At 69.9% G+C, this 23,258-nt stretch carries 21 protein-coding genes; 11 read left to right on the forward strand and 10 right to left on the reverse strand.

Features of this window, described 5'->3' with window-relative positions:
• Positions 1-67: 67 nt before the first annotated feature.
• Both BMY35_RS32505 and BMY35_RS32510 read right to left on the reverse strand, forming a co-directional pair.
• Complete coding sequence (locus BMY35_RS32505; protein ID WP_093208281.1) at positions 68-1,513, reverse strand: nicotinate phosphoribosyltransferase; 1,446 nt, start codon at positions 1,511-1,513, stop codon at positions 68-70.
• Positions 1,514-1,574: 61 nt separating this feature from the next.
• Positions 1,575-2,645: a bifunctional nicotinamide-nucleotide adenylyltransferase/Nudix hydroxylase gene (locus BMY35_RS32510; RefSeq protein WP_093208284.1), complete on the reverse strand. Its 1,071-nt coding sequence runs from the start codon at positions 2,643-2,645 to the stop codon at positions 1,575-1,577.
• An 82-nt stretch (positions 2,646-2,727) separates the two neighbouring features.
• Here BMY35_RS32510 and BMY35_RS32515 point away from each other — a divergent pair, with 82 nt between their 5' ends.
• The 5 genes from BMY35_RS32515 (at position 2,728) to BMY35_RS32535 (ending at position 7,482) form a co-directional block, all read left to right on the forward strand.
• The gene (locus tag BMY35_RS32515) at positions 2,728-3,561 is read left to right on the forward strand and encodes a pseudouridine synthase (protein WP_093208515.1); all 834 of its coding nucleotides are present in this window, start codon (positions 2,728-2,730) and stop codon (positions 3,559-3,561) included.
• Positions 3,528-4,652, forward strand: a complete 1,125-nt coding sequence (locus BMY35_RS32520; RefSeq protein WP_093208287.1) for a winged helix DNA-binding domain-containing protein — start codon at positions 3,528-3,530, stop codon at positions 4,650-4,652. The genes BMY35_RS32515 and BMY35_RS32520 overlap by 34 nt, the downstream gene beginning before the upstream one ends.
• Positions 4,653-4,786: 134 nt before the next feature.
• Positions 4,787-5,443, forward strand: coding sequence for a response regulator (locus BMY35_RS32525; protein WP_019657727.1), 657 nt, complete (start codon positions 4,787-4,789; stop codon positions 5,441-5,443).
• A 127-nt stretch (positions 5,444-5,570) separates the two neighbouring features.
• Positions 5,571-6,953: a sensor histidine kinase gene (locus tag BMY35_RS32530; RefSeq protein WP_093208290.1), complete on the forward strand. Its 1,383-nt coding sequence runs from the start codon at positions 5,571-5,573 to the stop codon at positions 6,951-6,953.
• Positions 6,954-7,143: 190 nt separating this feature from the next.
• Positions 7,144-7,482, forward strand: coding sequence for a hypothetical protein (locus tag BMY35_RS32535; protein WP_093208292.1), 339 nt, complete (start codon positions 7,144-7,146; stop codon positions 7,480-7,482).
• A gap of 53 nt (positions 7,483-7,535) precedes the next feature.
• Here BMY35_RS32535 and aqpZ read toward each other — a convergent pair whose 3' ends face one another.
• Complete coding sequence (gene aqpZ, locus BMY35_RS32540) at positions 7,536-8,243, reverse strand: aquaporin Z (RefSeq protein ID WP_093208295.1); 708 nt, start codon at positions 8,241-8,243, stop codon at positions 7,536-7,538.
• Between the two features lie 186 nt (positions 8,244-8,429).
• Entirely contained in the window at positions 8,430-9,458 is a 1,029-nt protein-coding gene (locus tag BMY35_RS32545; protein WP_093208298.1) for a zinc-dependent alcohol dehydrogenase family protein, read from the reverse strand.
• A 100-nt stretch (positions 9,459-9,558) separates the two neighbouring features.
• On the opposite strand from BMY35_RS32545, the gene BMY35_RS32550 reads away from it, so the two are divergent.
• The gene (locus BMY35_RS32550; protein ID WP_093208300.1) at positions 9,559-10,467 is read left to right on the forward strand and encodes a LysR family transcriptional regulator; all 909 of its coding nucleotides are present in this window, start codon (positions 9,559-9,561) and stop codon (positions 10,465-10,467) included.
• A gap of 51 nt (positions 10,468-10,518) precedes the next feature.
• Positions 10,519-11,559: an ABC transporter substrate-binding protein gene (locus BMY35_RS32555; protein ID WP_093208302.1), complete on the forward strand. Its 1,041-nt coding sequence runs from the start codon at positions 10,519-10,521 to the stop codon at positions 11,557-11,559.
• A 149-nt stretch (positions 11,560-11,708) separates the two neighbouring features.
• Here BMY35_RS32555 and BMY35_RS32560 read toward each other — a convergent pair whose 3' ends face one another.
• From BMY35_RS32560 to BMY35_RS32585, 6 genes are read right to left on the reverse strand one after another with little or no spacing between them, the layout of a single operon-like run.
• Positions 11,709-12,368, reverse strand: a complete 660-nt coding sequence (locus BMY35_RS32560; protein WP_093208304.1) for a hypothetical protein — start codon at positions 12,366-12,368, stop codon at positions 11,709-11,711.
• Positions 12,365-13,177, reverse strand: coding sequence for a COG1470 family protein (locus tag BMY35_RS32565; protein WP_093208307.1), 813 nt, complete (start codon positions 13,175-13,177; stop codon positions 12,365-12,367). Before BMY35_RS32565 ends, BMY35_RS32560 begins: the two co-directional genes overlap by 4 nt.
• Positions 13,174-13,671 (reverse strand): hypothetical protein, encoded by a 498-nt coding sequence (locus tag BMY35_RS32570; protein ID WP_093208309.1) that lies wholly within the window; start codon positions 13,669-13,671, stop codon positions 13,174-13,176. Before BMY35_RS32570 ends, BMY35_RS32565 begins: the two co-directional genes overlap by 4 nt.
• Positions 13,668-14,306 (reverse strand): hypothetical protein, encoded by a 639-nt coding sequence (locus BMY35_RS32575; protein WP_256230278.1) that lies wholly within the window; start codon positions 14,304-14,306, stop codon positions 13,668-13,670. Before BMY35_RS32575 ends, BMY35_RS32570 begins: the two co-directional genes overlap by 4 nt.
• A 20-nt stretch (positions 14,307-14,326) precedes the next feature.
• Positions 14,327-14,932, reverse strand: a complete 606-nt coding sequence (locus BMY35_RS32580; protein WP_093208314.1) for a hypothetical protein — start codon at positions 14,930-14,932, stop codon at positions 14,327-14,329.
• Positions 14,933-14,987: 55 nt separating this feature from the next.
• A complete protein-coding gene (locus BMY35_RS32585) occupies positions 14,988-17,252 on the reverse strand; it encodes an SdrD B-like domain-containing protein (RefSeq protein ID WP_093208317.1) in 2,265 nt (754 codons plus the stop codon).
• A 293-nt stretch (positions 17,253-17,545) separates the two neighbouring features.
• Between BMY35_RS32585 and htpG the strand changes: the two genes are divergently transcribed.
• The 4 genes from htpG to BMY35_RS32605 all read left to right on the forward strand — a co-directional run bounded on the left by htpG (position 17,546) and on the right by BMY35_RS32605 (position 23,246).
• Positions 17,546-19,582: a molecular chaperone HtpG gene (gene htpG, locus BMY35_RS32590; RefSeq protein ID WP_093208320.1), complete on the forward strand. Its 2,037-nt coding sequence runs from the start codon at positions 17,546-17,548 to the stop codon at positions 19,580-19,582.
• A complete protein-coding gene (locus BMY35_RS32595) occupies positions 19,579-20,319 on the forward strand; it encodes a hypothetical protein (RefSeq protein ID WP_093208322.1) in 741 nt (246 codons plus the stop codon). Before htpG ends, BMY35_RS32595 begins: the two co-directional genes overlap by 4 nt.
• A gap of 85 nt (positions 20,320-20,404) precedes the next feature.
• The gene (locus BMY35_RS32600) at positions 20,405-21,391 is read left to right on the forward strand and encodes a Bug family tripartite tricarboxylate transporter substrate binding protein (RefSeq protein WP_093208325.1); all 987 of its coding nucleotides are present in this window, start codon (positions 20,405-20,407) and stop codon (positions 21,389-21,391) included.
• A gap of 157 nt (positions 21,392-21,548) precedes the next feature.
• Entirely contained in the window at positions 21,549-23,246 is a 1,698-nt protein-coding gene (locus BMY35_RS32605; protein ID WP_093208326.1) for a hypothetical protein, read from the forward strand.
• The last annotated feature ends 12 nt before the right edge of the window (positions 23,247-23,258 follow it).

The raw sequence follows: 23,258 nt of genomic DNA on the forward strand, positions 1-23,258 counted from the left end.
GTACCGCCCGCGCACGAAAGCGCCCATGGCCCGGGGCGGCCGGGCGCCCCGGGAGACCGCCCGCGCCTCAGAGCGGCGCGCGCGACATCACCAGCTGGCCCACGCCCGCGGCCGCGCGTTCGCGGACGGCATCGAAGGTGGTGCTCTCGACGATGCGCCCGTTCTCGAACACGGTGCGCAGCAGGTCGAGCTGCCCGTCGGCCAGGGCGTCTTCGCGCAGGCTGCTCACTTCCCCGCGCGCGTCGCGCACCAGCGCGAGCCGCCCCTTCTTGGAGGCTTTGCCCGCGTCGCCCACCGGCGACTTGTACACGTCGCGCCACTGGCCGTTCACCTGCATGGCCGAGCACTTCATCGCCCACTGCATGGTGTCGCGATTGACCTGCTGCAGCAGACCGCCGCCCATGCCGAAGGAGATGTTCTCCGTCGAGAAGCCGTTGTGGAAGAAGTTCGACAGGCACAGCCGCAACGAGTCGAGGTTCACGCCGTCGCCCTGGATGATGCGCACGTTGTTCAGCACGCGGAATCCCTTGGCGTTGGTCGTGGTGCCGAAGCGGCTGGCCAGTATCTGCGCCACCTTCAGCGTGGTCTCGGCCGGGTCGCCCGAGTCGGGCCGCACCACCAGCGTGGCGCCCGAGGCCACCACCTTCGCCTTCAGCTCCTCGCCCCAGATGCGGGCGCAGGCATTGAAGATGTCGTAGCTGTCGCTCACCACGGCGAAGGTCGCGCCTGGCTTGCCGAACTGGTCGACCATGTTGCCGTAGGCATCGGCCTCGTGGTCGCGGCCCCAGCCGGTGATGGTGCTGTGCTCGGCCGCGGGAATCGAGAAGCCCGCCACGTCGCAGTCGTAGTACCGGCGCGCGGCCACCAGCGCGGCCAGCGTGTCGGTGCCCATGAAGTTCACCAGGTGCGCCATGCCGCCGAGCGCGGCCGATTCGAGGCTCGACACGCCGCGCGCGCCGAAGTCGTGCAGCCTGAAGGCGATCTGCCCCTGCGGGTCGTCGCAGGTCGCTTCCAGGTAGCGCAGCAGCGTGGTGCGCGCGGCGGCCGAGAGCGTGGCGACCGTGGTGGGGTACCAGACGGCGCGCAGCAGCTCGGTCTCGAGGAAGCTCGTGACCCAGAAGAACTCGGGGTCGGTGTTCTCGATGGTCGCGAGCACGTTGTGCACCGGCGTCACGCTGCCCTCGGGCACGGCGCGGATGCGCACCGGCATCAGCCCGCCGTGCTTCTCGACCAGCCGCAGCCAGCCCTCGCGGTTGAAGGGCTCGCCGTGCACGGCCATGAGCGCTGCGGCCTCTTCCACGTCGTCGCGCGTCACCGGCGTCTGCAGGTACTCGCGCAGGTAGGCCTGCAGCCCGAAGAAGAGGGAGTGGCTGAAGATTCCGCCGCGAGACTCGATGTAGCTGTACACCGTCTGCGTGCCGGGCGGGTACTGCATCCAGTGCGACACCTTGTAGGAGTCGGTGCGCAGCAGCAGGTTGTTGCCCAGGGGCGTGGAGGCGAGATTGCGGTTCATGTGAAAGCTCCTTTCACGTTGGCCCCGTCAACCGGGGCCGTTCTTGCTGACAAAGCCTGGTTCAGTTCTTGCCCAGGCCACCCAAAAAATGATTCGCGATGAAGAAGTGGTCTTCGTAGATGCGTTCCTGCATGTCGAGGAACTCGGCAATGGGCACCCAGCGCACCTCGGCCGCGTCATCGTCGGCGCGCACGTCCGACAGGCCCGCCCACTGGTTGTGCGCCAGCTCGAAGAAGAAGCCGTGCGTGATGGTGCGGCCGCGCTGCGAGCGGTCGGGCGCGTCGAACACGTGGCTGGCCTTCATGCTGCCGTTGAGCACGGGCACCGGCACCTTCAGGCGCGTTTCTTCCTTCAGCTCGCGGATGGCCGCGTCCTGCAGCCGCTCGTGCTGGCCGACGAAGCCGCCGGGCAGCGCCCAGGTGCCCTTGCCGGGATGGAACTTGCGCTGCACCAGCAGGATGTGGCCGGCCTCGACGACCACGGCGTCGACCGTGGTGTAGATCGGCGGGAACTCGCTGCCGGCATAGCGGTACTTGTCGCGGTAGTCGGCGAGGAAGGCGCGCTCCTCGCAGAGCTCGGCGTAGTCGGCCGTGCGGGTGAACTGGTCGAGAAAGGCCGCGGTGCCGTCGGGCAGGTCGGCGCGCGCGAGCTGGCCGCGGTTCTCGGGGTCGAAGTAGAGGCTGCGCACGTCGGTGGCGTTGAGGCTTTCCACGCTGTTCTGGCCGACGAACTCCCAGTGCGGGAAGAGCTTGAGGTAGTAGCTCGACGAGTCCTTCAGGTGCCCCACCAGCGCCACCTTTGCCTTGGCGGGCGCATGGCCGTCCTGTTGAATGAGCCGCTCGACCGCCGACTGGATCGACGCGATCCAGATCTGGTCGTTGTAGGGCGAGTCGCCCACGCCGACCACGCTCACGCGCATCTGCTCGGTGCCGCGCAGGCAGGCGCGCACCATGCGTTCGCGTTCGTCGAAGGTGAAGGGGTTCTTGACGCTGCGTGGCTGCCGGTCGGAGCCGACCACGACGATGACCCTCTCGGCGGCGCGGAGGCCTTCCTCGATGAGTCGTTGATGTCCGAAATGAACGGGCTGGAAACGCCCGATGACGATGGCGTACTGGTACTTGCGTGTGCTCACTTGGGAATCCCCCAAAAAGGACGCGATCAACTCGCGTCTGGGTTCAGGATAGCATCGGTGCCGCCCATTGATCAAGCCCGAGATGACAGAGCCCTCCACTTCCCCCACCGATGCCGTGCGCCTGAACAAACGCATGGCCGAGCTCAAGCTGTGCTCGCGCCGCGAAGCCGACGAATGGATCGCCAACGGCTGGGTGAAGGTCAACGGCAAGCCGGCCGAGATGGGCGTGAAGGTCACGCCCTCCGACCGCATCGAGGTCGACAAGGCCGCCAAGGGGCAGCAGGCGAACCAGGTCACCATCCTCATCAACAAGCCCATCGGCTACGTGAGCGGGCAGGCCGAGGACGGGCACGATCCGGCGGTCAAGCTCTTCACGCCGCAGAACCGCTGGGCCGACGACAACGCGCGCTTCTTCTTCAGCCCGGGGCAGCTTCGTGGCCTCGCGCCCTGCGGACGACTCGACATCGACTCCACCGGCCTGCTGGTCATGACGCAGGACGGCCGCATCGCGCGCCAGCTCATCGGCGAGGACTCGACGATGGAGAAGGAGTACCTGGTGCGCGTGGCCTACCACGGCCTGGGCCAGCCCGCGCCCACCGGCCAGCTGGTGCGGCTGGACGACGACGACCCCGTCACCACCAACGTGCAGGCGGTCTTTCCGAAGGCCATGCTCGCGAAGCTGCGCCACGGCCTGAGCCTCGACGGCCAGGCGCTGAAGCCGGCGCGCGTCGACTGGCAGAACCCCGAGCAGCTGCGCTTCGTGCTCACCGAAGGCAAGAAGCGCCAGATCCGCCGCATGTGCGAGCTGGTCGGCCTGAAGGTGGTCGGCCTGAAGCGCGTGCGCATCGGCCGCGTGATGCTCGGTAACCTGCCCGTGGGCCAATGGCGATACCTGGCGCCGCACGAGAAGTTCTGAGCCTGCGCGCGCTGAACCGCGCCACGCTGGCGCGGCAGATGCTGCTGGAGAGGCGCAGGCTCACTGCGACGCAGGCCGTCGAGCGGCTGGCGGGGTTGCAGGCGCAGGCGCCCAATCCGCCCTACGTCGGCCTCTGGAGCCGCATCGAGGGCTTCCGGCGCGAACAGCTCACCGAGGCCCTGCGCAAGCGCCGCATCGTGCGCATGTCGACCCTGCGCGCCACCCTGCACCTGATGACCGCGCAGGACGCGCTGGCATGGCGCCCCCTGCTGGAGCCCGTGCATCAGCGAGGGCTGCTGGGCAGCAACCACAAGAAGGAACTCGAAGGGCTCGATCGCGCAGCGGTGGTCGCGGCGGGGCGCGCGCTGCTCGACGAGAAGCCGCGCACCGGCGCGGAGCTCGGACAGGCCCTCGGCCTGCAGTGGACGGGCAGGGAGCCCGCCTCGCTCGCCGCACTGATCCGCAACAACCTGCCGCTCGTGCACCTGCCGCCTGCCGGTACCTGGAACTCGCATCAGAACGCGGTGTTGCAGCCTTTGGGCGACTGGCTCGGGGAAGCCGCGGACGCTCCCCCGGCCACGCAGGACGACCTGCTTCTGCGCTATCTCGCCGCCTTCGGACCCGCAACGCTGGCCGATGCCGGCGCATGGTCGGGCCTCACCGGCTGGAAGGCGGTTGCCGAGCGCCTGCGGCCCCGGCTGCGCGTGTTCGCCGGCGAAGACGGCCAGGAGCTCTTCGACCTGCCCCGGGCGCCGCGCCCCGACCCCGACACGCCCGCGCCGCCGCGCTTCGTCGCCGAATGGGACAACCTGCTTCTCTCGCACGCCGACCGCGGCCGCGTGCTGAGCGAGTCGCACCGCCCCCGTGTGTTCACCATCAACGGCATCGTGCGCGGCACGGTGCTGCTCGACGGCTTCGTGGCGGGCGTCTGGAAGATCGAGCGCGCGAAGAACGGCACCGCCACCGTGGTGCTGGAGGCGTTCACGCACTGGTCGAAGGCGGATCGCGCCGGTGTGGAGAAGGAAGCCCTCGACCTGCTCGCCTTCTGCTCGGACGGCGAGGGCGAGCGCCATGCCGTGCGCATGGCCTGACCGACCCCGCCATGCCCCTTCGGCACGCCCGCCGCCTAAGCGTGCGCTAAGTATTCGTACCTACTCTGCGCCACGGCGCAGGCTCTTCCGATCATCCCGGTCGCGTGCTACCTTGCGGCCGAAGGAGTGCCGCGATGCGCGTGCTGTTGGTGGAAGACGATGAAATGATCGGGCGCAGCCTGAAGCAGGCGCTCGAGGGCGCGGGCTGGTCCGCGGACTGGGTGCGCGACGGCGAGCTGGCGCAGAGCGCGCTGGGCGACGGCGGCTATACCTGCGTGCTGCTCGACCTGGGCCTGCCCAAGCAGGACGGCACCGAAGTGCTGCGCCGCGCCCGCGAACGCGGCGATGCCACCCCGGTGCTGGTGCTCACCGCGCGCGACGGCCTCGACGACCGCATCCACAGCCTCGACCTCGGCGCCGACGACTACCTGCTCAAGCCCTTCGAATTCCGCGAGCTGCTCGCGCGCATGCGCGCTGTGGTGCGCCGCCGCGACGGCGCGGCGCATTCGCTGGTGGGCAGCGGCGCGCTGCAGCTCGACCTCACCACGCGCGAGGTGGTGGTCAACGGCGCGCGCGAGGCGCTCACCGCGCGCGAGTTCGCGCTGCTGCACGCGCTGCTGGAGCGGCCCGGCGCCATTCTTTCGCGCGAGCAGCTCGAGAACCGCATCTACGGCTGGGGCGAGGAAGTCACCAGCAACGCGATCGACGTGCTGATCCACGGCATGCGCCGCAAGCTCGGCGCCGACGCGATCCGCAACGTGCGCGGGCTTGGGTGGCGCGTAGCCGCATGACGATGCTCGCCCCCAGGCTTCGCGCACTTCGTGTCGCTTCGCCAACCCCCTGCCGGGGGCAACACCGGTGGCCCGGCAAAGCCGGCTCCGCGGTGTTCCGCGAACAGGCTGCCGGACTGACCTGCCAATGAACGGGACTTCGCGCGGCACGGGCCGCTGGTGGCGGCCGCGCTCGCTGCGCACGCAGCTGCTGTTCTGGCTCATCACGCTGCATCTGGGCGCGGCCGTGCTCACGGCGTGGTTCTCTTTCGTGGCGTACGGCAACCTGGTGCACAACGCGCTGGACGACCAGATGCGCCTCGTGGCCGAGTCGTACGCGGGCAGCGACCCGCAGAAACTGCCGCATCCGATGGACGGCGAGGCCGCCTTCTCGCGCGGCGCCTTCATCGTGCAGATATGGAGCCCCGACGGCGCCACGCTGCGCGCCACCTCGTGGCCGGTGCTCACGGTGCCCCTGCAGGCCCGGCCCGGCTTCAGCGACGTGAACACCGGCACGCATTCGGGCTCCGCCTGGCGCGTGTTCACCGCCGAGCCAGGCACGCGCGCCGACCAGCCGCGCGTGCAGGTGCTGCAGAACGAGGACTACCGCCGCCGCCGCGCCCTGCGCCGTGCGCTGCTCGAAGGCCTGCCGATCACGCTGCTGCTGCCGCTGGCGCTGCTGATCCTTTGGATCATCGTGTCGGCCGCCTCGCGCTCGCTGCGCGCGGTGGCGCGCGACGTGGCCTCGCAGGACGAGCGCAGCCCCACCGAACTCTCGCTCGCGCGCGTGCCCGACGAGATCGCGCCTCTGGTGGGCGCCTTCAACAACCTGCTGTCGCGCGTGCGCAGCGCCTTCGCCACGCAGCGGCGCTTCGTGCAGGACGCGGCCCACGAATTGCGCACGCCGATGGCCGCCATCGGCCTGCAGATCGAGAACCTGCGCGCGCACGTGCCGGCCGGCGAGGCCACCGAGCGCTTCAACCAGCTCGAGGCTGGCGTGACGCGCGCGCAGCACCTCATCGAGCAGCTGCTGCATCTCTCCAGGCAGGACGCGCCGCGTGTGGGCAACGCGAGCGAGCGCGTCGACATCGAGGTGCTGCTGCGCGACAGCGTGAGCCAGCTGATGGTGCTGGCCGACGCGCGGCGCGTGGACATCGGCTTCGAAGGCGGCATCGCCGCCGTGGTGTTCGCGCCGGCGGCGGAGCTGCGCAGCGTGTTCGACAACCTGATCGACAACGCGCTGCGCTATGCGCCCGAAGGCGGCGTGGTCGACGTGAAGCTGCACGAGGTCGAGGGACATGCGGTGGTCGACGTGCTCGACAACGGCCCGGGCATTCCGCAGGCCGCCATCGGCCGCGTGTTCGACCGCTTCTTCCGCGTGCCGGGTGCGGCGGCGGGTGGCAGCGGGCTGGGGCTGGCCATTGCGCGCACGGCGGCCGAACGGCACGGCCTGCGCATCGAGCTGCGCAATCGCAGCGACGGCCCAGGGCTGATGGCGCGCGTGCGCCTGCCTTCTCCCGCAGTGGCGTAACCGGGAAGGCCGTCCGGCGCATGAAGCCGGTGCGGTCCAAAGTTTCAGGAAAAAGCGCGCCGCTCACGCGCGCCTAACTCTTCGCTCACATCCAACTCAGTCTGCGTGCCTAGAGTGCATTCAGGTCCTGCCACGCGCAGTTCGCGCGATGGCTCGTGACCGGAGACAACCTGAATCAGGAGAACACACCATGCGCACTTCCTTCAAGCTTCTTGCCGTCGGTTCCTTTGCTGCGCTGGCAGCCATGGGTGCCGTCACCGCATCGGCCGAAACCACCGATGGCTCGGACTTCCACCCGCTGCAGATGAACTCGCCTGAAAAGCCTGAAGTGCAGGCCGGTGCGATGGCTGCCGCACGCCCGACGACCACCGAAGCCATCGGCCAGTCGACCAGCGCGCCCGCGATGAATTCGACGACGCCGGTGTCCGACATCCAGGCCGGCGCCTATGCGGCCTCGCACCCGAGCGGCACCGAGGCGATCGGGCAATCGACTTCGCTGCCGATGGTGAAGTCGGGCAGCGGCAGCTGAGGCCGCTGCGTTTCGGTTCCCGCCGTCAGTGAATGCGACGGCGGCGGCGAGGCTCAGTCGTCGCTGCCGTTGCTCAGCAGCGCGCGGTAGATCACCGCGCCGATGATCGCGCCCGCGATGGGCGCCACCCAGAAGAGCCACAGTTCCGACACCGCATAGGACGGCCCGAACAGGGCCGGTCCCGTGCTGCGCGCCGGGTTGACCGAGGTGTTGGTCACCGGGATCGAGATCAGGTGGATCAGCGTGAGGCACAGGCCGATCGCGAGGCCCGCGAAGCCGCCGGCCGCGCGCTTGGCGGTGGCGCCGAGGATCACGATCAGGAACACGGCCGTCATCACCACTTCGCACAGCAGCGCGGCTGTCATGCCGTACTTGCCGGGCGAGTGCTCGCCATAGCCGTTGGTTGCGAAGCCGCCGATGTCCGCGCCCGGCTTGCCGGTGGCGATGAGGTACAGGATGCCCGCCGCAGCGATGGCGCCGAGCACCTGCGCCACGATGTAGCCCGCGAGCTGCGAGGCCTTGAAGCGGCCCGCGGCCGCGAGGCCGATGGACACCGCGGGGTTGAAGTGACCGCCCGAGATCGGGCCCAGTGCGTATGCCCCCGTCACCACCGTGAGACCGAAGGCCAGCGAGACGCCGAGCAGGCCGATGCCGACATTTGGAAAGGCCGCCGCCAGGACTGCGCTTCCGCAGCCTCCGAGCGTGAGCCAGAAAGTACCAATGAACTCGGCAGACCACTTTTTATAGGTACTGTGTTCCATAACGCTCCATCCTGAAGTTGAGAAGGCGCGCAGGCCGCGAAGCGATGCGCGGCCGGATTCTAGGAACGCAAATAGAGGGCGTCGAGCAAGTCGTTGGCACTAACGGAACCTGTTCACGGATGGCGCGGCTTTTGTGCATTGCCGCAACTGCGTTGCATCTGCGGCACCAGCGCGTTTCGTGATCTTTTACAGGGTCACGACGATCTTTCCGAACGCGCCGCGCTCCAGGTGGTCGAGCGCATCGGGCAGCGCGGCGAAGTCGTATCGCGCGGCGATCACCGGCTTGAGCGCATTCGCATCGACGGCGCGCACGAGGTCTTCCAGCGCGCGGCGATGTCCCACGCCGATGCCCTGCACCGTCACGCGGCCCAGCACCATCGCGTAGAACGAGGCGCTCAGCGTCTCGCCCTCGAGCATGCCGATGATCGACACGCGTCCGCCCTGCTTCACGGCCTGAAGCGAGCGGTCGAGGTTGGGGCCGCTCGCGAGTTCGAGCACGTGGTCGGCGCCGCGTCCCTGCGTGAGGCGCCGCACTTCGGCGGGCCAGTCGCCTTCGCGCGAGAGCACGTGCGTGGCGCCGAGCGCAAGAGCCCGCGCGCGCTTGGCCTCGTCGCCGCCCGTGACCACGATGACCCGCGCGCCGTGCAGCCGCGCGATCTGCAGGCCGAAGAGCGCGACACCGCCGGTGCCGTGGATCAGCACCGTCTCGCCCGCGCGCAGCGCGCCGGTCTCGGTCAGCGCGAACCACGCGGTGAGGCCCGCGCACGGCAGCGTGCTGGCTTCGGCCAGGCTCAGCGTCGCTGGCGCCGCCACGGCCCAGTCGGCATCGATCAGCACGTGCGAGGCGAGCATGCCGGGCCCTGGGCCGCCGAGCAGCGTAGTGCCGGCGTGCCAGTGGCTGTCGATCCAGCCGCCCCAGAAGGTGTTGATGACGCGATCGCCCACGGCGAAGCGCGTCACGCCGGGGCCTGCGGCCGCCACGGTGCCGGCCATGTCGGAGCCGGGCACGAAGGGCAGTTCGAGCGCCATGCCCATGCCGTCGCGCGTCATCAGCAGGTCGCGGTAGTTGAGCGACACCGCGCCGACCTTCACGAGGATCTGGTTCGCGCCCGGCACGGGCAAGGGGGCTTCGGCCTGTTCGAGATGAGCGCGGCCCAGCCTGGGAAGCTGCCAGCGGCGCAGCGTTCGGGCTTCTGCTTCTGTTTCTTCTTGCATGAGAGAACTCCAGGGAAAGACAAGGAGCCGTCATGCTATTGACGATGAAAGCTATCCGGTGGTGGATAATTTTCTTTCAAATGGTGCCTGAAAGTATCCAATGAGTCAGCGCCTTCAAGGCATAGAGGAATTCGTCGCCGCGGTGGAGGCGGGCAGCTTCGCGCTGGCCGCGCAGCGCCTGCACGTCACTCGCTCGGCCGTCGCCAAGAGCATCGCGCGGCTCGAGGCGCGGCTGGACACGCGGCTCTTCCTGCGCACCACGCGCAGCCAGAGCCTCACGGAGGAAGGCCACGGCTACTACGAGCGCTGCCGTCGCGCACTGGCCGAGCTCGACGCTGCCGAGGCCGTGGCCGACGTGGCGCGCAGCACCGCCTCGGGCCTCGTGCGGCTGAGCATGCCGGCGATGCTGGGGCGGCTGAAGGTCGGGCCGCTGCTGCTGGCGCTGGCGCGCAGGCATCCGCAGCTGTCGCTGGAGCTCTCGTTCAACGACCGGCGCGTCGATCTCGTCGAGGAGGGGCTCGACCTCGCCATCCGCAGCGGCGAGCTCGCCGACAGCGCGGAGCTGGTCGCGCGGCCGGTCGGCATGCAGTGGATGGCGCTGTGCGCCTCGCCCGGCTACCTTGCGGCCCACGGGCATCCTTCGGGCGTCGACGAACTGAAGGAACACGAGGCCGTGCTCTACGCGCGCGACGGCCAGGTTTCGTCCTGGCGCTTCCACGACGCCGAAGGCCGCCTCGTCGAACTGACGCCGCCTTCGCGGCTGCGCTGCGACAGCGCCGAGGTGCTGCTCGAAGCCGCCGTCGGCGGCATGGGCCTCGCCCGCCTGCCGGCATGGCTCGCGGCCGATGCGCTCGCCGCCGGCACGCTGGTGCGCGTGTTCGACGAGCCCCGGCCCTTCGGCTTCGCGCTCAACGTGATTCGCTCGCGCAGCCGATACCTTCCGCTGAAGACGCGCGTGGTGACTGACTGGCTGGCCGAGCACCTGCCGCCGCTGCTGGCCGCGCGCTGAAGAGCGGCGCTATCCTGCGTCTTCCAACAACGACAACGAGGAGATCCGCCCATGCGCCAATTCGCCATCCGGCACATCGCCACCGCCGCGGGCATTGCCGCGGCATTTCTCCTGGCCGCGCCGAACGCCGCAGCGCAAGGCACCGTCAACGCACTGTGCAGCACCGACGCCGGCTGGTGCGAGGCGGCGGCCGCGGCCTTCACGCGCGAGACCGGCATCAAGGTGCAGCAGGCCCACAAGGGCACCGGCGAGATCGGCGCCCAGCTGCGCGCCGAGGCCGCCAACCCCAAGACCGACATCTGGTGGGGCGGCACCGGCGATCCGTTCCTGCAGGCGGCCGAGCAGGGCCTGCTCGAGCCCTACCGCCCGGCCTACATCAACGACCTGCACGACTGGGCCGTGCGCCAGTACGCGCTGTCGCAGAACATGGTGGGCGGCTTCTACACCAGTGCCATCGGCTTCGGCTTCAACACCGACGTGCTGAAAAAGAAGAAGCTGCACGAGCCGAAGTGCTGGGCCGACCTCGTCAAGCCCGAATACAAGGGCGAGATCGAGATCTCGCACCCCGCCACCAGCGGCACGGCCTACACCATCATCGCGGGCCTGGTGCAGCAGATGGGCGAGGAGGAGGCCTTCGAGTACCTGAAGAAGCTGCACCGCAACGTCACCAGCTACACCCGCAGCGGCCAGGCGCAGGCGCCCAACGTGGCCAAGGGCGAGGTCGCCATCGGCGTGAGCTTCATCTTCGGCTTCGAGCGCTGGCGCTACGACAAATTTCCGGTGAAGACCGCCGCGCCCTGCGAGGGCACGGGCTACGAGGTCGGCGGCATCGCGCTCGTGAAGGGCGCGCGCAACAAGGAGAACGCGAAGCGCTACTACGACTGGCTGATGAGCCCCGCGGGCCAGGCCATCGGCGGCAAGTCGGGCAGCCTGCAGTCGCCGGCCAACAAGACCTTCAAGCCCGACCCGCGCATCCCGTCGATGGCCGACGTGAAGCTCATCAAGTACGACTTCGAGAAGTACGGCAAGGCGGCCGAGCGCAAGCGCATCATCGACCGCTGGACCCGCGAGGTGGAATCGCTGCCGAGATAGGGCTCGCCCCCAGGCTTCGCGCACTTCGTGTCGCTGCGCCAACCCCCTACCGGGGGCAACACCTGCGGCCCGGCGGAGCCGGTTCCGCGGTGTTTCTGGAAGAAGTCCTCCAGGGGGCGATGCCGTGACTTGCCTGCGCGGGGGCAGGGTCAGGGCGAGCTGGCGGTGAAGGTGACCTGGCCTGTATAGGTGCCGGCGGTGCGGCTCGCCAGGTTGGCGTAGGAAAAGGTCCATGTCGCGCTGCGCTGCGTGACCAGGTTGGCGAAGCTGGTTCCCACGACGTTGACCGCCGTGCCGGTGCCTGTGTTCGGGATCTGCGGCGCGGGCAGGTTGGTGTCGCTGCTGGCGATGGTGATCTCCGACAGCGGAATGGTGTTCGCTCCGCTCGCCAGGGGCGTCGTTGCCGTCGCCCGCAGGGTGATCTGCCCCCCGTTGCTGCGCACCTCGACGGGCAGGGCGTTGTTGCTGGGCGTGACGCTGAAGTTCGGCGCCGCGCCGCTCCAGTTCACCGGCGTGTTGTTGCCGGCGACCGGCGTGGTCGGCCCGCCCGGGATCGAGGGCGTCAGCACGAAGCTCACCGTGCTCGTGGTGCCTCCGGGCGTGGGCCAGGCGCCGTCGCCGATGCGGAAGAAGATGAACTTGTCGATGGCGATCGTGAAGTCGAGGTTCACGCCCGTGCTCAGCGGCACCGAGGCGCTGGGGCCGACAGTGCTGGACGCGGCCTGCGCGATGCCCGTGCCCAGCACGCCGGCGACCGCGCCCGCCAGTGCGAAGCGGCACGAAGCGCGCGGAGCCTGGGGCCGTTTCATTTCAGTTCCACGTCGACCTTGAAGCTGCCCTTGTCCCAGTCCAGCCTGCCGCTGGCCTTGACCGGGTAGACGGGCTGCGGCGCCGGCTGGCCGTTCTCGGCCTTGGGCACGAGCGCCAGCGTGCGCGTCTGGCCCGGCAGGATCGGCGTGCCCTCGGGCACCAGTTCGAACGCGCGGCCCTTGCTGTCGGTGGCGTCCAGGCTGCCTTCGAGCCGGCCGTGTGCGTCGCCGGTGTTGGCCACGGTCACGACCGCGCGGCGCGCGCCGCCGGTTTCTCCGCTGGCGATCTGCCTGATCTCGAGCCTGGGCTCGGCGCCGTCGAGCATGACGTACACCGCCACCGCGATGCGGCCCGTGACCGGCAGGCTCAGGCTGGCGCCGCCGCTGCGGATGACGGTCTGCTGCGCCGGCTCGGTGCCCTCGATGGCGATCATGAAGCGGCACTCGCCGCGCGGCGCGTCGGCCGGCGGATCGACCTGGAAGCGGAACGACCTCTTGCCGCGCGCCGGCACCGACACGCTGCGCCGCTCCAGCACCACCCACGGCCTGCAGCTGCCTGGCAGCAGCTCGTCGTGATAGCCGATGTTGCCCTCGGCCGAGTAGCTCCAGTCGATGGTGCGCATCGAGACCTCGGTGGCGGTCGATGCCAGGTTGTGGATGTCCAGCGACTGCCCGAGGCGCGTGCCGGGCTTGCCCGCGAGCTCGAAGCGCGACGGCGTGACGGCCAGCTCGAAGGGCGAGGCCGCCATCGCGCCGCCGGCGGTTGCCAGCAGCAGTGCAAGTAAGGAAGAAGAGCGGAAAGCGTTCATGGCAGCGTCTCGATTTCGAAGAACGACTCGAAGCTCAGCGCCGAACCCGCGGGCATGCGCAGCTCGCGAGGGTCGATGCGCAGCGTGAGATCAAAGGTCTCGTTCATCCACGGAGCCTGGACCACGCCGTTCCACACCTGCACCCGGTCGCCGGGCCGGCCGCTGCCGCTCGCGAATGCGCCGCTGCCGCGCCACTGCACCTGCATTCCCGCCGGCGAGCGCAGGCCCGCGACGTTGGCGGGAATCACGTAGAAGATGCGCGCGCGCCGGCCCATGTGGGGCGTCATGGCCAGCCGGTACTCGATGCGTCCGAGGGGGAGCACGACCACGTGGCCGTCCATCGCCTGAGCATTGCTGAAATCGCTGCGCACATGCGCGCGAGGCGAGGTCGAGTCGTCGAGCCGGGCGATGTTCGCCCACGCGGGAGCGACGAGAGCCGCGCCGCACAGCAGCGCGGCGGCGGCAGTCGAGCGGCGAAGGCATGACGGCTTCATTCCATCGAGGCCGTGAAGCGCACGGTGCCCTTGTAGTTGCCGCCGGGGTAGATGACGTCGTTGTCGTAGCTGAACTGCAGCCGCGTGGCCGTCAGGTTGCGCGAAAGATAGGTCCAGGTGCCGACGCCCAGCACGCAGGGCAGGCCGAGCGGGCCGACGCAGAAGGTGGCGTTCGCGTCGTAGCTCGCGATCGACTGGTTGGCGGTGGCGTCGAAGCGGCCGCTCTGGATGTCGCCCGAGGCCGCGTTGCTGTTGCCCGTTGCCACCCAGCTGATCTTGCTGAAGGGAATGGCCGTGGTGCCGCAGCCGCCCGACTGGCAGGTCAGGGCGACGGACGAGTCGACGCGCAGCGTCACCGGACGGGCCACGGTGGTGTTGGCCACGGGGCGCACCGGTATCACCCAGACGTCGATGGTCGGCGTGCCGGTCACGGCCGTGGGGGTCAGCCCGGCGTTGGCGCCGGTGACGCTGAAGGCCACGGTGTCGACGGTAGCGCCGGCCGAGCCCACGCGAAGCGTCAGGAGGTAGGAGCTGCCGGTGTCGGTGACCGTGGTGATGACGGCGCGCGCGGGCGTGGAGGCGAGCAAAGCCGCCGCCGCTGCGAGCGCCGTCGCGCTCGCCATTGCCGTTGCCATCGCCGCTCGCGCCGGCATCGTCAGATGCCCTGGGCCGTGTACGTGATGGTGTTCGTGTACGTGTTCGCGACCCAGCCGGCGGGCGTGCCGCCCAGCGTGTAGGCCCAGGTGCCGGTGGCGACCGCGTTCGAGGGGAACGAGGTCGAGGCGCAGGCGCCGAGGTTGGCCCCCGGGTGCGGCAGCGTGCCCGTGGTGGTGACGGTGAAGTCCGCGTTCGCCGGGCCGCCCGTGAGGGGCGCCCATGCGCCCATGGCGCAGTTGATGGTGCCGGCGCCGGCATTGGTCCAGGCGTACACGGTGAGCGTGTTCGCGGCGGTCGAGGTCGTGACGGTGGGCGCCGCGCCGCTCCAGTCGACGTTGGTGTTGTTGCCGGTGATCGGCGTGGTGGGAACGCCCGGGATGCTGAGCGCGGAGGTCCATGTCACCGTGTCGACCGTGGTGTTGGTCGAGCCCACGCGCAGCAGGATCAGCTTGGGCACCGTCACGCTCAGGTTCACCTTGGCCTGCGCGATGATGGTGCCAGTGCCGGAACCGTACTGGCTCTCGGCCAGGGCCTGCCCGCCGGCCAGCGCGAGGCCGGCGAGCGAAAGGATCTGCATGCTGCGCACGAGGGGTGTTCGGATCATGGGAACTCCTTCTGGTTGGATGCGGCGGTGTGGAAAAGCGGGAGGTCGGCGCGGCTCATTCGCCCACCTTGACGACGGGTATCTCCGCGCTGGCGCGGCCACGCAGCGGAACGTTCACGCTCACCCCCGTCTCGCCGGCCGAGCCCCAGGGCAGCGGCACGCTTTCGAGCGTGAGTGTCAGTTGGTGGCGGCCGGTGGTCACGAGCGGGAACTCGAATCGGCCGTCGCGGTCGGTGATGGCTCGGTAGCGGCCGTCGAGCAGCACCTCGACGCCGGCCACGCCGCCTTCGCCCGACTGCTGCTCGCCGTCGCGGTTGGCGTCGTAGAACACCCGCCCCGACATGCTGCCGCCGCCCGCGCCTTCGCCGCGCGCGCCCGCCGGGCGGAAGGCGGTGCCGGCGCTGCCCTCCCAGCGCAGGTAGACGTAGGCGGTTTTCTCGTTGCTGCGATAGAGGTTGGGAGACGAGTACGAGGTCGGCAGCAGCGATGCGCGCGCCTGGTTGAAGTTGGCCATGAGGCCCACGCGCCAGCCCATGCCCAGTTCCTTCTCGGCCGTGAGCGAGCCCGACAGGCCGCGGCTGGTGTAGAGGCCGCCGCTTTGCGAGGTGTAGCGCAGGTTGCCGCCGACGTGGAAGCCGTTGTCGATCCAGTAGCGGAACTGCAGGCCCGCCGTCGGGTAGTTGCGCGAGGTGCCGCCGCTGCGGTCGCGCGCGTAGCCGACGGTGGTGGTGAGCTCGGGGCGCATCGTCTCGCGGCGCCCGCCGATCCAGTCCTGCTCCCACTGCAGCTCCTGGCCGGTGGCCGCGGAGTCGCCGAGCACGATCAGCTCGTTGCGGCGCACCGTCAGCGAGAAGCGGCTGCGCGGCCAGTCGAAGAAGCGGGTCTGGTAGAAGGCGCTCCCGTAGAGGCTGCGGCCGTCGCCGCTGCTGCCCGTGGTGCTTCCGTCGGGGAGCCCGTCGTAGCGCGTGCGGTAGGCGCTCAGGCTGCCGCCGACGGAGTTGTCGCGGTCGAACAGGTACTGGAAGTTGCCGCTCGCGCCGACGCGGCGGTAGCCCGCGAGATTGAAGTTCGTATCCCGCTGCGAGCGCTCGTAGTCCAGGCCGACGCCCCAGCTCAGGCGGCTGGTGTTGCGGTCCACCCGCCAGTACGCGCCGCGCGTGCCGGTCGCCAGCGCGTAGTCGCCGAAGTACAGGTTGGGCCGCGCGGTGTATGCGCCGAACTCGTGGCGGTACAGGCCCGTGCGAGCGCTCGCCTCGACGAACAGGCCCCGCGAATCGCCGGTGGCCACGCCCGGCGTGGACGAGCTCACGCGGCTGCCCACCAGCGTGGCGCGGGCCTTGAAGTCGCCGTCGCGCACCACCTCGCGGCCCCAGCCCACCGAGCTCGCCCAGCTGGTGACGTCCTTGCGGCCGTAGCCCTGGGCGGTGAGCGGGTCGTAGTAGTAGGCGGGCACGTTGCGCGCCCGGTCGAGCTGGAACGACGCGAACCACGGCTCGCCCAGGCGCAGCGTGGCCCCGAGCCAGCCGAGCGTGCCCTGGCTCTTCTCGAAGCCGGGGTACGGTCCGCCGGTCAGGTTGCCGCGCTGGCCGAAGCCGGCGCGCAGGTCGAAGTCGTTGCTGAAGACGCGCGTGGACGCACCGCGCACCGTGGTCGAGCCCAGCGAGAGCCTGTAGTTGCGCGCCAGGCCGTCGGTGAGTTCGCTCTGGATGTCGCCCACGGCGGTGTCGGCGAAGGTCTGCGTGGTCAGCGGAAAGCCGAGGTCGCGCAGCGTGAAGCGGCCGCTGGTGGCTTCGCGCGCATAGCCCAGCGAGCCGATGCCCAGGCCGCTCGCGCTGTTGTCGCCACCCAGGTGGCGGCCGTCGGCCTGCAGCACGAACTCGCCGTAGTTGAGGGTTTCGCGACGGTATTCGAAGCGCTGGCCGAACTCGGTCGCGCGCTGGCGGCCGTAGCCGGTGGTGGTGGCGTCGCCGAAGCCGATGCGGCTTTCGACCAGCCAGGCCCGGTAGCCCTCGGGCTGCTCGGGCTCGGGCGTCGCGTCGGCCGCGCGGGCGTCGGCGTCGGAGGTCATGAAGCGGTCTTCGTAGGCCTTGGGCGCGGAATCGGCGAGCGCTTTCAGCCGCGCCTGCTCCGCCTGCGCGCGATCGAGGGTTTCGATGCGTGCGTCAGCCACGACAGCCTGGGATTTCTGGGGCTCGGCCTGAGCCTGCGCACAGGACAGCCATGCCAGGGCGGTCGTGCACTCGAGCCAGCCGAGCGCGGTGGTCGGACGCCGCAGGCCTCCAGCGGGACCGGATACGGCCCACAGCGTCAGTCGAATCATCTGGTGACATCCCTGTGCTGTTCCTCAGGCGTCGCTGCCCTGTTCCGTGTCAGGCGCAGGATATTTCAGAACTGTTAACCAAGGTCAATTTTTCGGGGCTTCGAGGTGGGCTCCGAGGGTTTCCACAGAGGAGAGCGCGGCCCCCGGGCCTTCAGGAATGCCCAAAATCAAACGTTGGGCTTCATTTGCCCTTGATGAGGACTAAAGACAACCCAATTGAAGACGTTGGCGCGGCGGCGCCCCCTGGCGCCGCGCCCGACTTAGAATTTTTCGGCTTCGACATTTCTCTTTCCATGGCTGATTCCTCCAAAACCAAACTCCCCTTCCAGGCTGAAGTCGCGCAGCTGCTGCACCTCGTCACGCATGCGCTCTACTCGAACAAGGAAATCTTCCTGCGCGAGCTGATCTCGAATGCATCGGACGCGTGCGACAAGCTGCGCTTCGAGGCGCTCGACCACCCCGAGCTCTACGAAGGCCAGTCCGACCTCGACGTGCGCCTGAGCTTCGACAAGGCCGCGCGCACCATCACCATCACCGACAAGGGCATCGGCCTGTCGCGCCAGGAGGCCATCGACAACCTCGGCACCATCGCCAAGAGCGGCACCAAGGACTTCATGAGCAAGTTGAGCGGCGACCAGAAGGCCGACGCGCAGCTCATCGGCCAGTTCGGCGTGGGCTTCTACTCGGGCTTCATCGTGGCCGACAAGATCACGGTCGAGTCGCGCCGCGCGGGCCTTCCGGCCGACCAGGGCGTGCGCTGGGTGAGCGGCGGCGCCGGCGACTTCGAGGTGACCGACATCACGCGCGCCGAGCGCGGCACCAGCATCACGCTGCACCTGCGCGAAGATGCTGACGAGTTCCTCAACGCCTGGAAGCTCAAGCAGATCGTCGGCAAGTACTCCGACCACATCTCCCTGCCCATCCTGATGGAAAAGGAAGAGTGGAAGGACGGCGAGAACGACCAGCCCGGCGACATGGTGAAGACCGGCGAATGGGAAACCGTCAACAAGGCCAACGCCCTGTGGAGCCGCCCCAAGAAGGACATCACCGCCGAGCAGTACGAGGAGTTCTACAAGAGCATCAGCCACGACTACGAGGCCCCGCTCGCCTGGAGCCACAACCGCGTGGAAGGCAGCACCGAGTACACGCAGCTGCTCTTCATTCCGGCCAAGGCGCCCTTCGACCTCTGGAACCGCGAGAAGAGCGCGGGCGTGAAGCTCTACGTGAAGCGCGTCTTCATCATGGACGACGCCGAGGCGCTGATGCCCAGCTACCTGCGCTTCGTCAAGGGCGTGATCGACTCGGCCGACCTGCCGCTGAACGTGAGCCGCGAGCTGCTGCAGGAAAGCCGCGACGTGAAGGCGATCCGCGAAGGCAGCACCAAGCGCGTGCTCGGCATGCTGGAAGACCTGGCGAAGAAGCAGAAGACCGCGCCCGAGAGCGGCGAGGGCCGAATCGACGTGGGCTCGGGCGAATCGGTGCCGGCTCCGGAGCCGACCGAAGGCGTGACGGACGTGGTCGACAAGAACGCGCCCACCGCCGCGGAAACCGCCGCTGCCGCAGCCGACGAATCGGGCAAGTACGCCAAGTTCTACGCCGAGTTCGGCGCGGTGCTCAAGGAAGGCCTGGGCGAGGACTTCGGCAACCGCGAGCGCATCGCCAAGCTGCTGCGCTATGCCTCCACCACCACCGACACGGTGAGCGTGAGCTTCGCGGACTACAAGGCCCGCATGAAGGAAGGCCAGGACGCGATCTACTACATCACGGCCGACACGCTCGCCGCCGCCAGGAACAGCCCGCAGCTCGAAGTCTTCAAGAAGAAGGGCATCGAGGTGTTGCTCATGACCGACCGCGTCGACGAGTGGGCGCTGAACTACCTCAACGAGTTCGACGGCACGCCGCTGCAGAGCGTGGCCAAGGGCGCCGTCGACCTGGGCAAGCTGCAGGACGAGGCCGAGAAGAAGGCCGCCGAGGAAGCCGCCGAGTCGTTCAAGCCCCTGCTCGAGAAGCTCAAGGAAGCGCTCAAGGACAAGGCGGAAGACGTGCGCGTGACCACGCGTCTCGTCGATTCGCCCGCCTGCCTCGTGGTGCAGGACGGCGGCATGAGCACGCAGCTCGCGCGCATGCTCAAGCAGGCCGGCCAGCCCGCGCCCGAGCTGAAGCCGGTGCTCGAAGTCAACGCCGAGCATCCGCTGGTGAAGAAGCTCGAGGGCTCCTCGCACTTCGACGACCTCGCCAACATCCTGTTCGACCAGGCTCTGCTGGCCGAAGGCGGCCTGCCGGCGGACCCGGCGGCCTACGTGAGGCGCGTCAACGCGCTGCTGGTGTGAACGACCGGCCGCGCGTCACTCGTACAGCAGCCGTCGTTCCGGCGGCGCTGCTGTTGCTCCTGACGGGCGGCTGTTCCCACTATCACGTCGGCATTCCGCTGGTGCCTGGGCTCTCGCTGGGGCTGGGCGCCACGAAGGACGGCAATTTCTCCGTGGGGCTCAACACCGGCTTCGGCCCGCTCGGCGCGGGCGTGGCCGTGAACAACGGCGGGCAGGTGTCGGGCTCGGCCGGCGTGGGCGTCGGCGTGGGGCCGGTGCGCACGGGCGTGAGCAAGAGCACCATGCTCTACGACCCCAACGCCGCACCCACCGCTCCAGTGGCTCCAGTGGCTCCAGTGGCTCCAGTGGCTCCTGTGGCGCCAGCCACGGCCACGGCGGCCGGCGTACCCCCGGCAGGCGGTGCGGTGGCTTCTGCCGCGCCTTCGGCTTCCCCCGGAACGGCCGCCGCGCCGGCCCCGGTGCAGTACTACTCGACGCCCGCGGCCCCGTTCACGCCCGTGGGCCCGGTTCCCCCGCCCGCCCCGGTGGCCGCGGCACCCGCCAGCGCCGCGCCGGCGGCGACCGTCAGGCGGGCGCCCCTGGTCAAGATCACCCGGCCGCCGCCCGAGCCCGCGGCGCCCGTCGCGCCCGCGGTGAACGTCACCTACCGCGCACCGGCGGCGACCGCGACGGCTGCCGCCGCCGCCGCGATTTCGACCCGCGATGCCGGCACGCCTGGCAATCCCGTCGCGCCCTGATGCGCCTATAGGCGCGCCTCTCACGCGGACACGCGGTGCGGCCTAACATGGCGGCCGGTATCTCCCCCGGAGACAGTCGCCCGTGATGCCCCGCCGATCGCTCCTGCTGCAGCTCGCATCCATGGCCGCCCTCGCGGCCCTGGGAGTCCATCGCGCGGCGAGGGCGCAGTTCGCATACCCCGCCAAGGCCATCCGCTGGATCGTGCCGTACCCGGCGGGGGCCGGCGCCGACATCGTCGCGCGCACCATCTCCGCCCAGCTCGCCGTCGACGCGGGCCAGTCCGTCGTCATCGAGAACCGCGCGGGCGGCAACACGGCGCTCGGTGCCATGGAAGCCGCGCGCGCCCCGGCCGACGGCTACACGGTGCTGTCGGCCGACAGCGGCACGCTGGTGTTCAACCCGGCGCTCTACCGCAACCTCAGCTACAACCCCTCGCGCGACTTCGCGCCCGTCACCCTGCTCGGCCGGCTGCCGATGGTGCTGCTGGTCGGCCCGGCCAGCGGCGTGAAGGACGCGCGGGCCTTCATCGACGACGCGCGCGCCTTCCCCGGCAAGGTCAGCTACGCCTCGGCCGGCACGGGCAGCCCGCAGCACCTGGCGATGGAGCTGCTGGAGCGCGAGGCCCGCCTCGAGATGGTCCACGTGCCCTACCGCAGCGCCGCGCCCGCGGTGGCCGACGTGGCCGGCGGCCAGGTGCCGGTGATGATGTGCGACCTGGCCGCCTCGCGCCGCTTCATCCAGAGCGGCAGGCTGCGCCCGCTCGCGGTGGCGCATCCGGTGCGGCTGGCGCAGTTGCCCCGCGTGCCCACCTTTGCCGAGCTCGGCCTTCCGCGCGTGGAGGCTGCCGCGCTCATGGGCCTGGTGGTGCCCGCCGGCACTCCGGGCGAGATCGTGTCGCGGCTGCAGCAGTCGGTGGCCAGCGCCATCCACAACCCGGCCGTGCTGCGCAGGCTCGCCGAGTACGGCGTGGAGCCCGCGGGCGACGCGCCCTCGCAGTTCGCGGCGCTGCTGCGGGGCGAATCGGCGCGCTGGCATCCGCTGATCCGCGACCTCAATCTTTCGCTGGACTGAAGACCGGCGGGCGCCGCGCCCTTTACGGCAACTTTGCGAAGGCGGGGCTCCTTGCTCACGCCGGGCTAAGAGTGGCTGCCTAGATTGGCGCATCGCTCACAAGAAAGGTCGGCGGGGCGGCTTGCGGCAGCGCAGAAGAGCGCCGCCTCCCGAGGCCATGATGACTCGCCGGTTCCACAACGTCGTCTTCGCCGACGATTTCTTCCGCTCTCCCGCCAACGGGCTCCAGTACCACGTCGCCAACCGGCGCTTCCTGCGCGGCTTCTTCGACTCCGCGCTGGGCCGGCTGGGCCTGCCGGCCAGCGAGGCGGCGCCGCTGTCCGAAGGCGGCCGCATCGACGTCGCGCGCCTCATGGACCGGCTGGATCTGCCCCCCACGCCCGCAGGCTGGGCGCGTGCCTGCATCGCCGACCTCTCGCCGCTGGCCGGTCGCGACGGCATGCCGGCCTTCGGCCCCGGATGCCTGGTGATCGGCTGGGGCCTCACGCCCGCGCAGCAGCACTGCATCGACCGCTCGGGCGCCAGCTATCTCGACATCGAGATCGATCCGCGCCGCTTCACGGAGCACCTGCATTTCTGCGCGCGCACCAACGACCCCGCCATCGAGGCGGCGCTGCTCGCGCGCCGCGTGGACGAAGAACTCTTCTGGAACCACGCGAGCGCGCTCAAGGGCCGCTTCGCGCGCCACGGCGCGGCCTCGCTGTTCGACCCGAGGCTGCGTGTGGGCCTCTTCTTCGGCCAGAGCCTGGTCGACCTGTCGCTCATCAGCGGCGGCCGCACCATGCATCCGGCCAGCGTGATCGCGCCGCTGCGCGAGCTGGCGCAGGGCGTCGACCTGCTGGTCGTCAAGCCGCATCCCTACGAGAGCGCGCTGCACGACCTCGCGCCCATCGCGCGCGCCATTCCCAACGTGGCGTGGACGAGCGAGAACAGCTATGCGCTGCTGTCGGCGGCCAACGTGCACTTCGCCGCCAGCCTGTCGTCTAGCGTGCTGACCGAGGCGCGCTACTTCCGCAAGCCCGCGCACGCGCTGATCCGTGCCGACCGCAACGCGCCGGAGCAATTGCCGAAGACCTGCTCAGGCTGGATACCCGTGGGCGCCGAGCTGGGCTCGATGGACTTCATGGCCGAGGCCTGCGGCCTGGATGACGGACAGGGCAGTGGCGGCGCCGTACGGAGCTTTCCGGCCTGGCCCACGACGGCCATCGACCGCGCCTTCCTCACGCGCTGGGGCCTCGACGATCAGACCCGGGGCCTGGCCGAAATGGCCGAGCTGCAGCTGGAGCGCCCCTACCTGTTCCACCCCGGCAGCCCCGCGATGAGCTGGCTGAGCCACGGCTGGGCCGGCTTCGACGGCGAGGGCGCGCGCAGCGAGGGCGAGCTCGCCTGCCTCGTGGTGCCGCTGCCGGCGCTGTCTTCGCGATCGCTGCCGCTGTCGCAGATGCAGCCGCATCGCGTCGAGGTGCGCATCGACTACCGCAGCAACGCCAAGGCCACGAGCGTGCACGCGATGCTCGACGGCGCGGTGCTGCCCGGCCAGCGCGTCACCGGATCGCGGCGGCGCAGCCTTGTTTTCGAGATGGAGCCGGCGGCCGGGCGCAAGTGCCTGGTGATCCAGTTCGTCGTGGCCGACACCGCGCGCGGCCTCGGGCTCGGGCTGCGCCGCAAGGCGGCGCGGCCGGGCTTCACGCTCAGGAAGCTGCATGTGTCGCTGCGCATGGGCCGGGGCCTGATCTCGGCGCCGCCGAAGGCTGCGGCAGCGGCGAAGTGGTCGGAGATGTCGCCGGTGCGCGCGATGGCGCGGGTCTTTCGCGCGGTGGTCGATTCGGCGCGCGGCTCGGCGGGCAGCCACTGAAGAAGCCGTGCG

It is taken from the genome of Variovorax sp. YR750 (assembly GCF_900109805.1).
Taxonomy (GTDB): domain Bacteria; phylum Pseudomonadota; class Gammaproteobacteria; order Burkholderiales; family Burkholderiaceae_C; genus Variovorax; species Variovorax gossypii.

Coding starts and splice junctions, on each gene's coding strand:
- BMY35_RS32600 (WP_093208325.1), top strand. CDS start 20,405: ATGCCCCGCCGATCGCTCCTGCTGCAGCTCGCATCCATGGCCGCCCTC.
- BMY35_RS32550 (WP_093208300.1), top strand. CDS start 9,559: ATGAGTCAGCGCCTTCAAGGCATAGAGGAATTCGTCGCCGCGGTGGAG.
- BMY35_RS32535 (WP_093208292.1), top strand. CDS start 7,144: ATGCGCACTTCCTTCAAGCTTCTTGCCGTCGGTTCCTTTGCTGCGCTG.
- BMY35_RS32505 (WP_093208281.1), bottom strand. CDS start 1,513: ATGAACCGCAATCTCGCCTCCACGCCCCTGGGCAACAACCTGCTGCTG.
- BMY35_RS32530 (WP_093208290.1), top strand. CDS start 5,571: ATGAACGGGACTTCGCGCGGCACGGGCCGCTGGTGGCGGCCGCGCTCG.
- BMY35_RS32525 (WP_019657727.1), top strand. CDS start 4,787: ATGCGCGTGCTGTTGGTGGAAGACGATGAAATGATCGGGCGCAGCCTG.
- aqpZ (WP_093208295.1), bottom strand. CDS start 8,243: ATGGAACACAGTACCTATAAAAAGTGGTCTGCCGAGTTCATTGGTACT.
- BMY35_RS32555 (WP_093208302.1), top strand. CDS start 10,519: ATGCGCCAATTCGCCATCCGGCACATCGCCACCGCCGCGGGCATTGCC.
- BMY35_RS32580 (WP_093208314.1), bottom strand. CDS start 14,932: ATGATCCGAACACCCCTCGTGCGCAGCATGCAGATCCTTTCGCTCGCC.
- BMY35_RS32585 (WP_093208317.1), bottom strand. CDS start 17,252: ATGATTCGACTGACGCTGTGGGCCGTATCCGGTCCCGCTGGAGGCCTG.
- BMY35_RS32565 (WP_093208307.1), bottom strand. CDS start 13,177: ATGAACGCTTTCCGCTCTTCTTCCTTACTTGCACTGCTGCTGGCAACC.
- htpG (WP_093208320.1), top strand. CDS start 17,546: ATGGCTGATTCCTCCAAAACCAAACTCCCCTTCCAGGCTGAAGTCGCG.
- BMY35_RS32560 (WP_093208304.1), bottom strand. CDS start 12,368: ATGAAACGGCCCCAGGCTCCGCGCGCTTCGTGCCGCTTCGCACTGGCG.
- BMY35_RS32520 (WP_093208287.1), top strand. CDS start 3,528: ATGGCGATACCTGGCGCCGCACGAGAAGTTCTGAGCCTGCGCGCGCTG.
- BMY35_RS32575 (WP_256230278.1), bottom strand. CDS start 14,306: ATGGCAACGGCAATGGCGAGCGCGACGGCGCTCGCAGCGGCGGCGGCT.
- BMY35_RS32515 (WP_093208515.1), top strand. CDS start 2,728: ATGACAGAGCCCTCCACTTCCCCCACCGATGCCGTGCGCCTGAACAAA.
- BMY35_RS32605 (WP_093208326.1), top strand. CDS start 21,549: ATGATGACTCGCCGGTTCCACAACGTCGTCTTCGCCGACGATTTCTTC.
- BMY35_RS32545 (WP_093208298.1), bottom strand. CDS start 9,458: ATGCAAGAAGAAACAGAAGCAGAAGCCCGAACGCTGCGCCGCTGGCAG.
- BMY35_RS32570 (WP_093208309.1), bottom strand. CDS start 13,671: ATGAAGCCGTCATGCCTTCGCCGCTCGACTGCCGCCGCCGCGCTGCTG.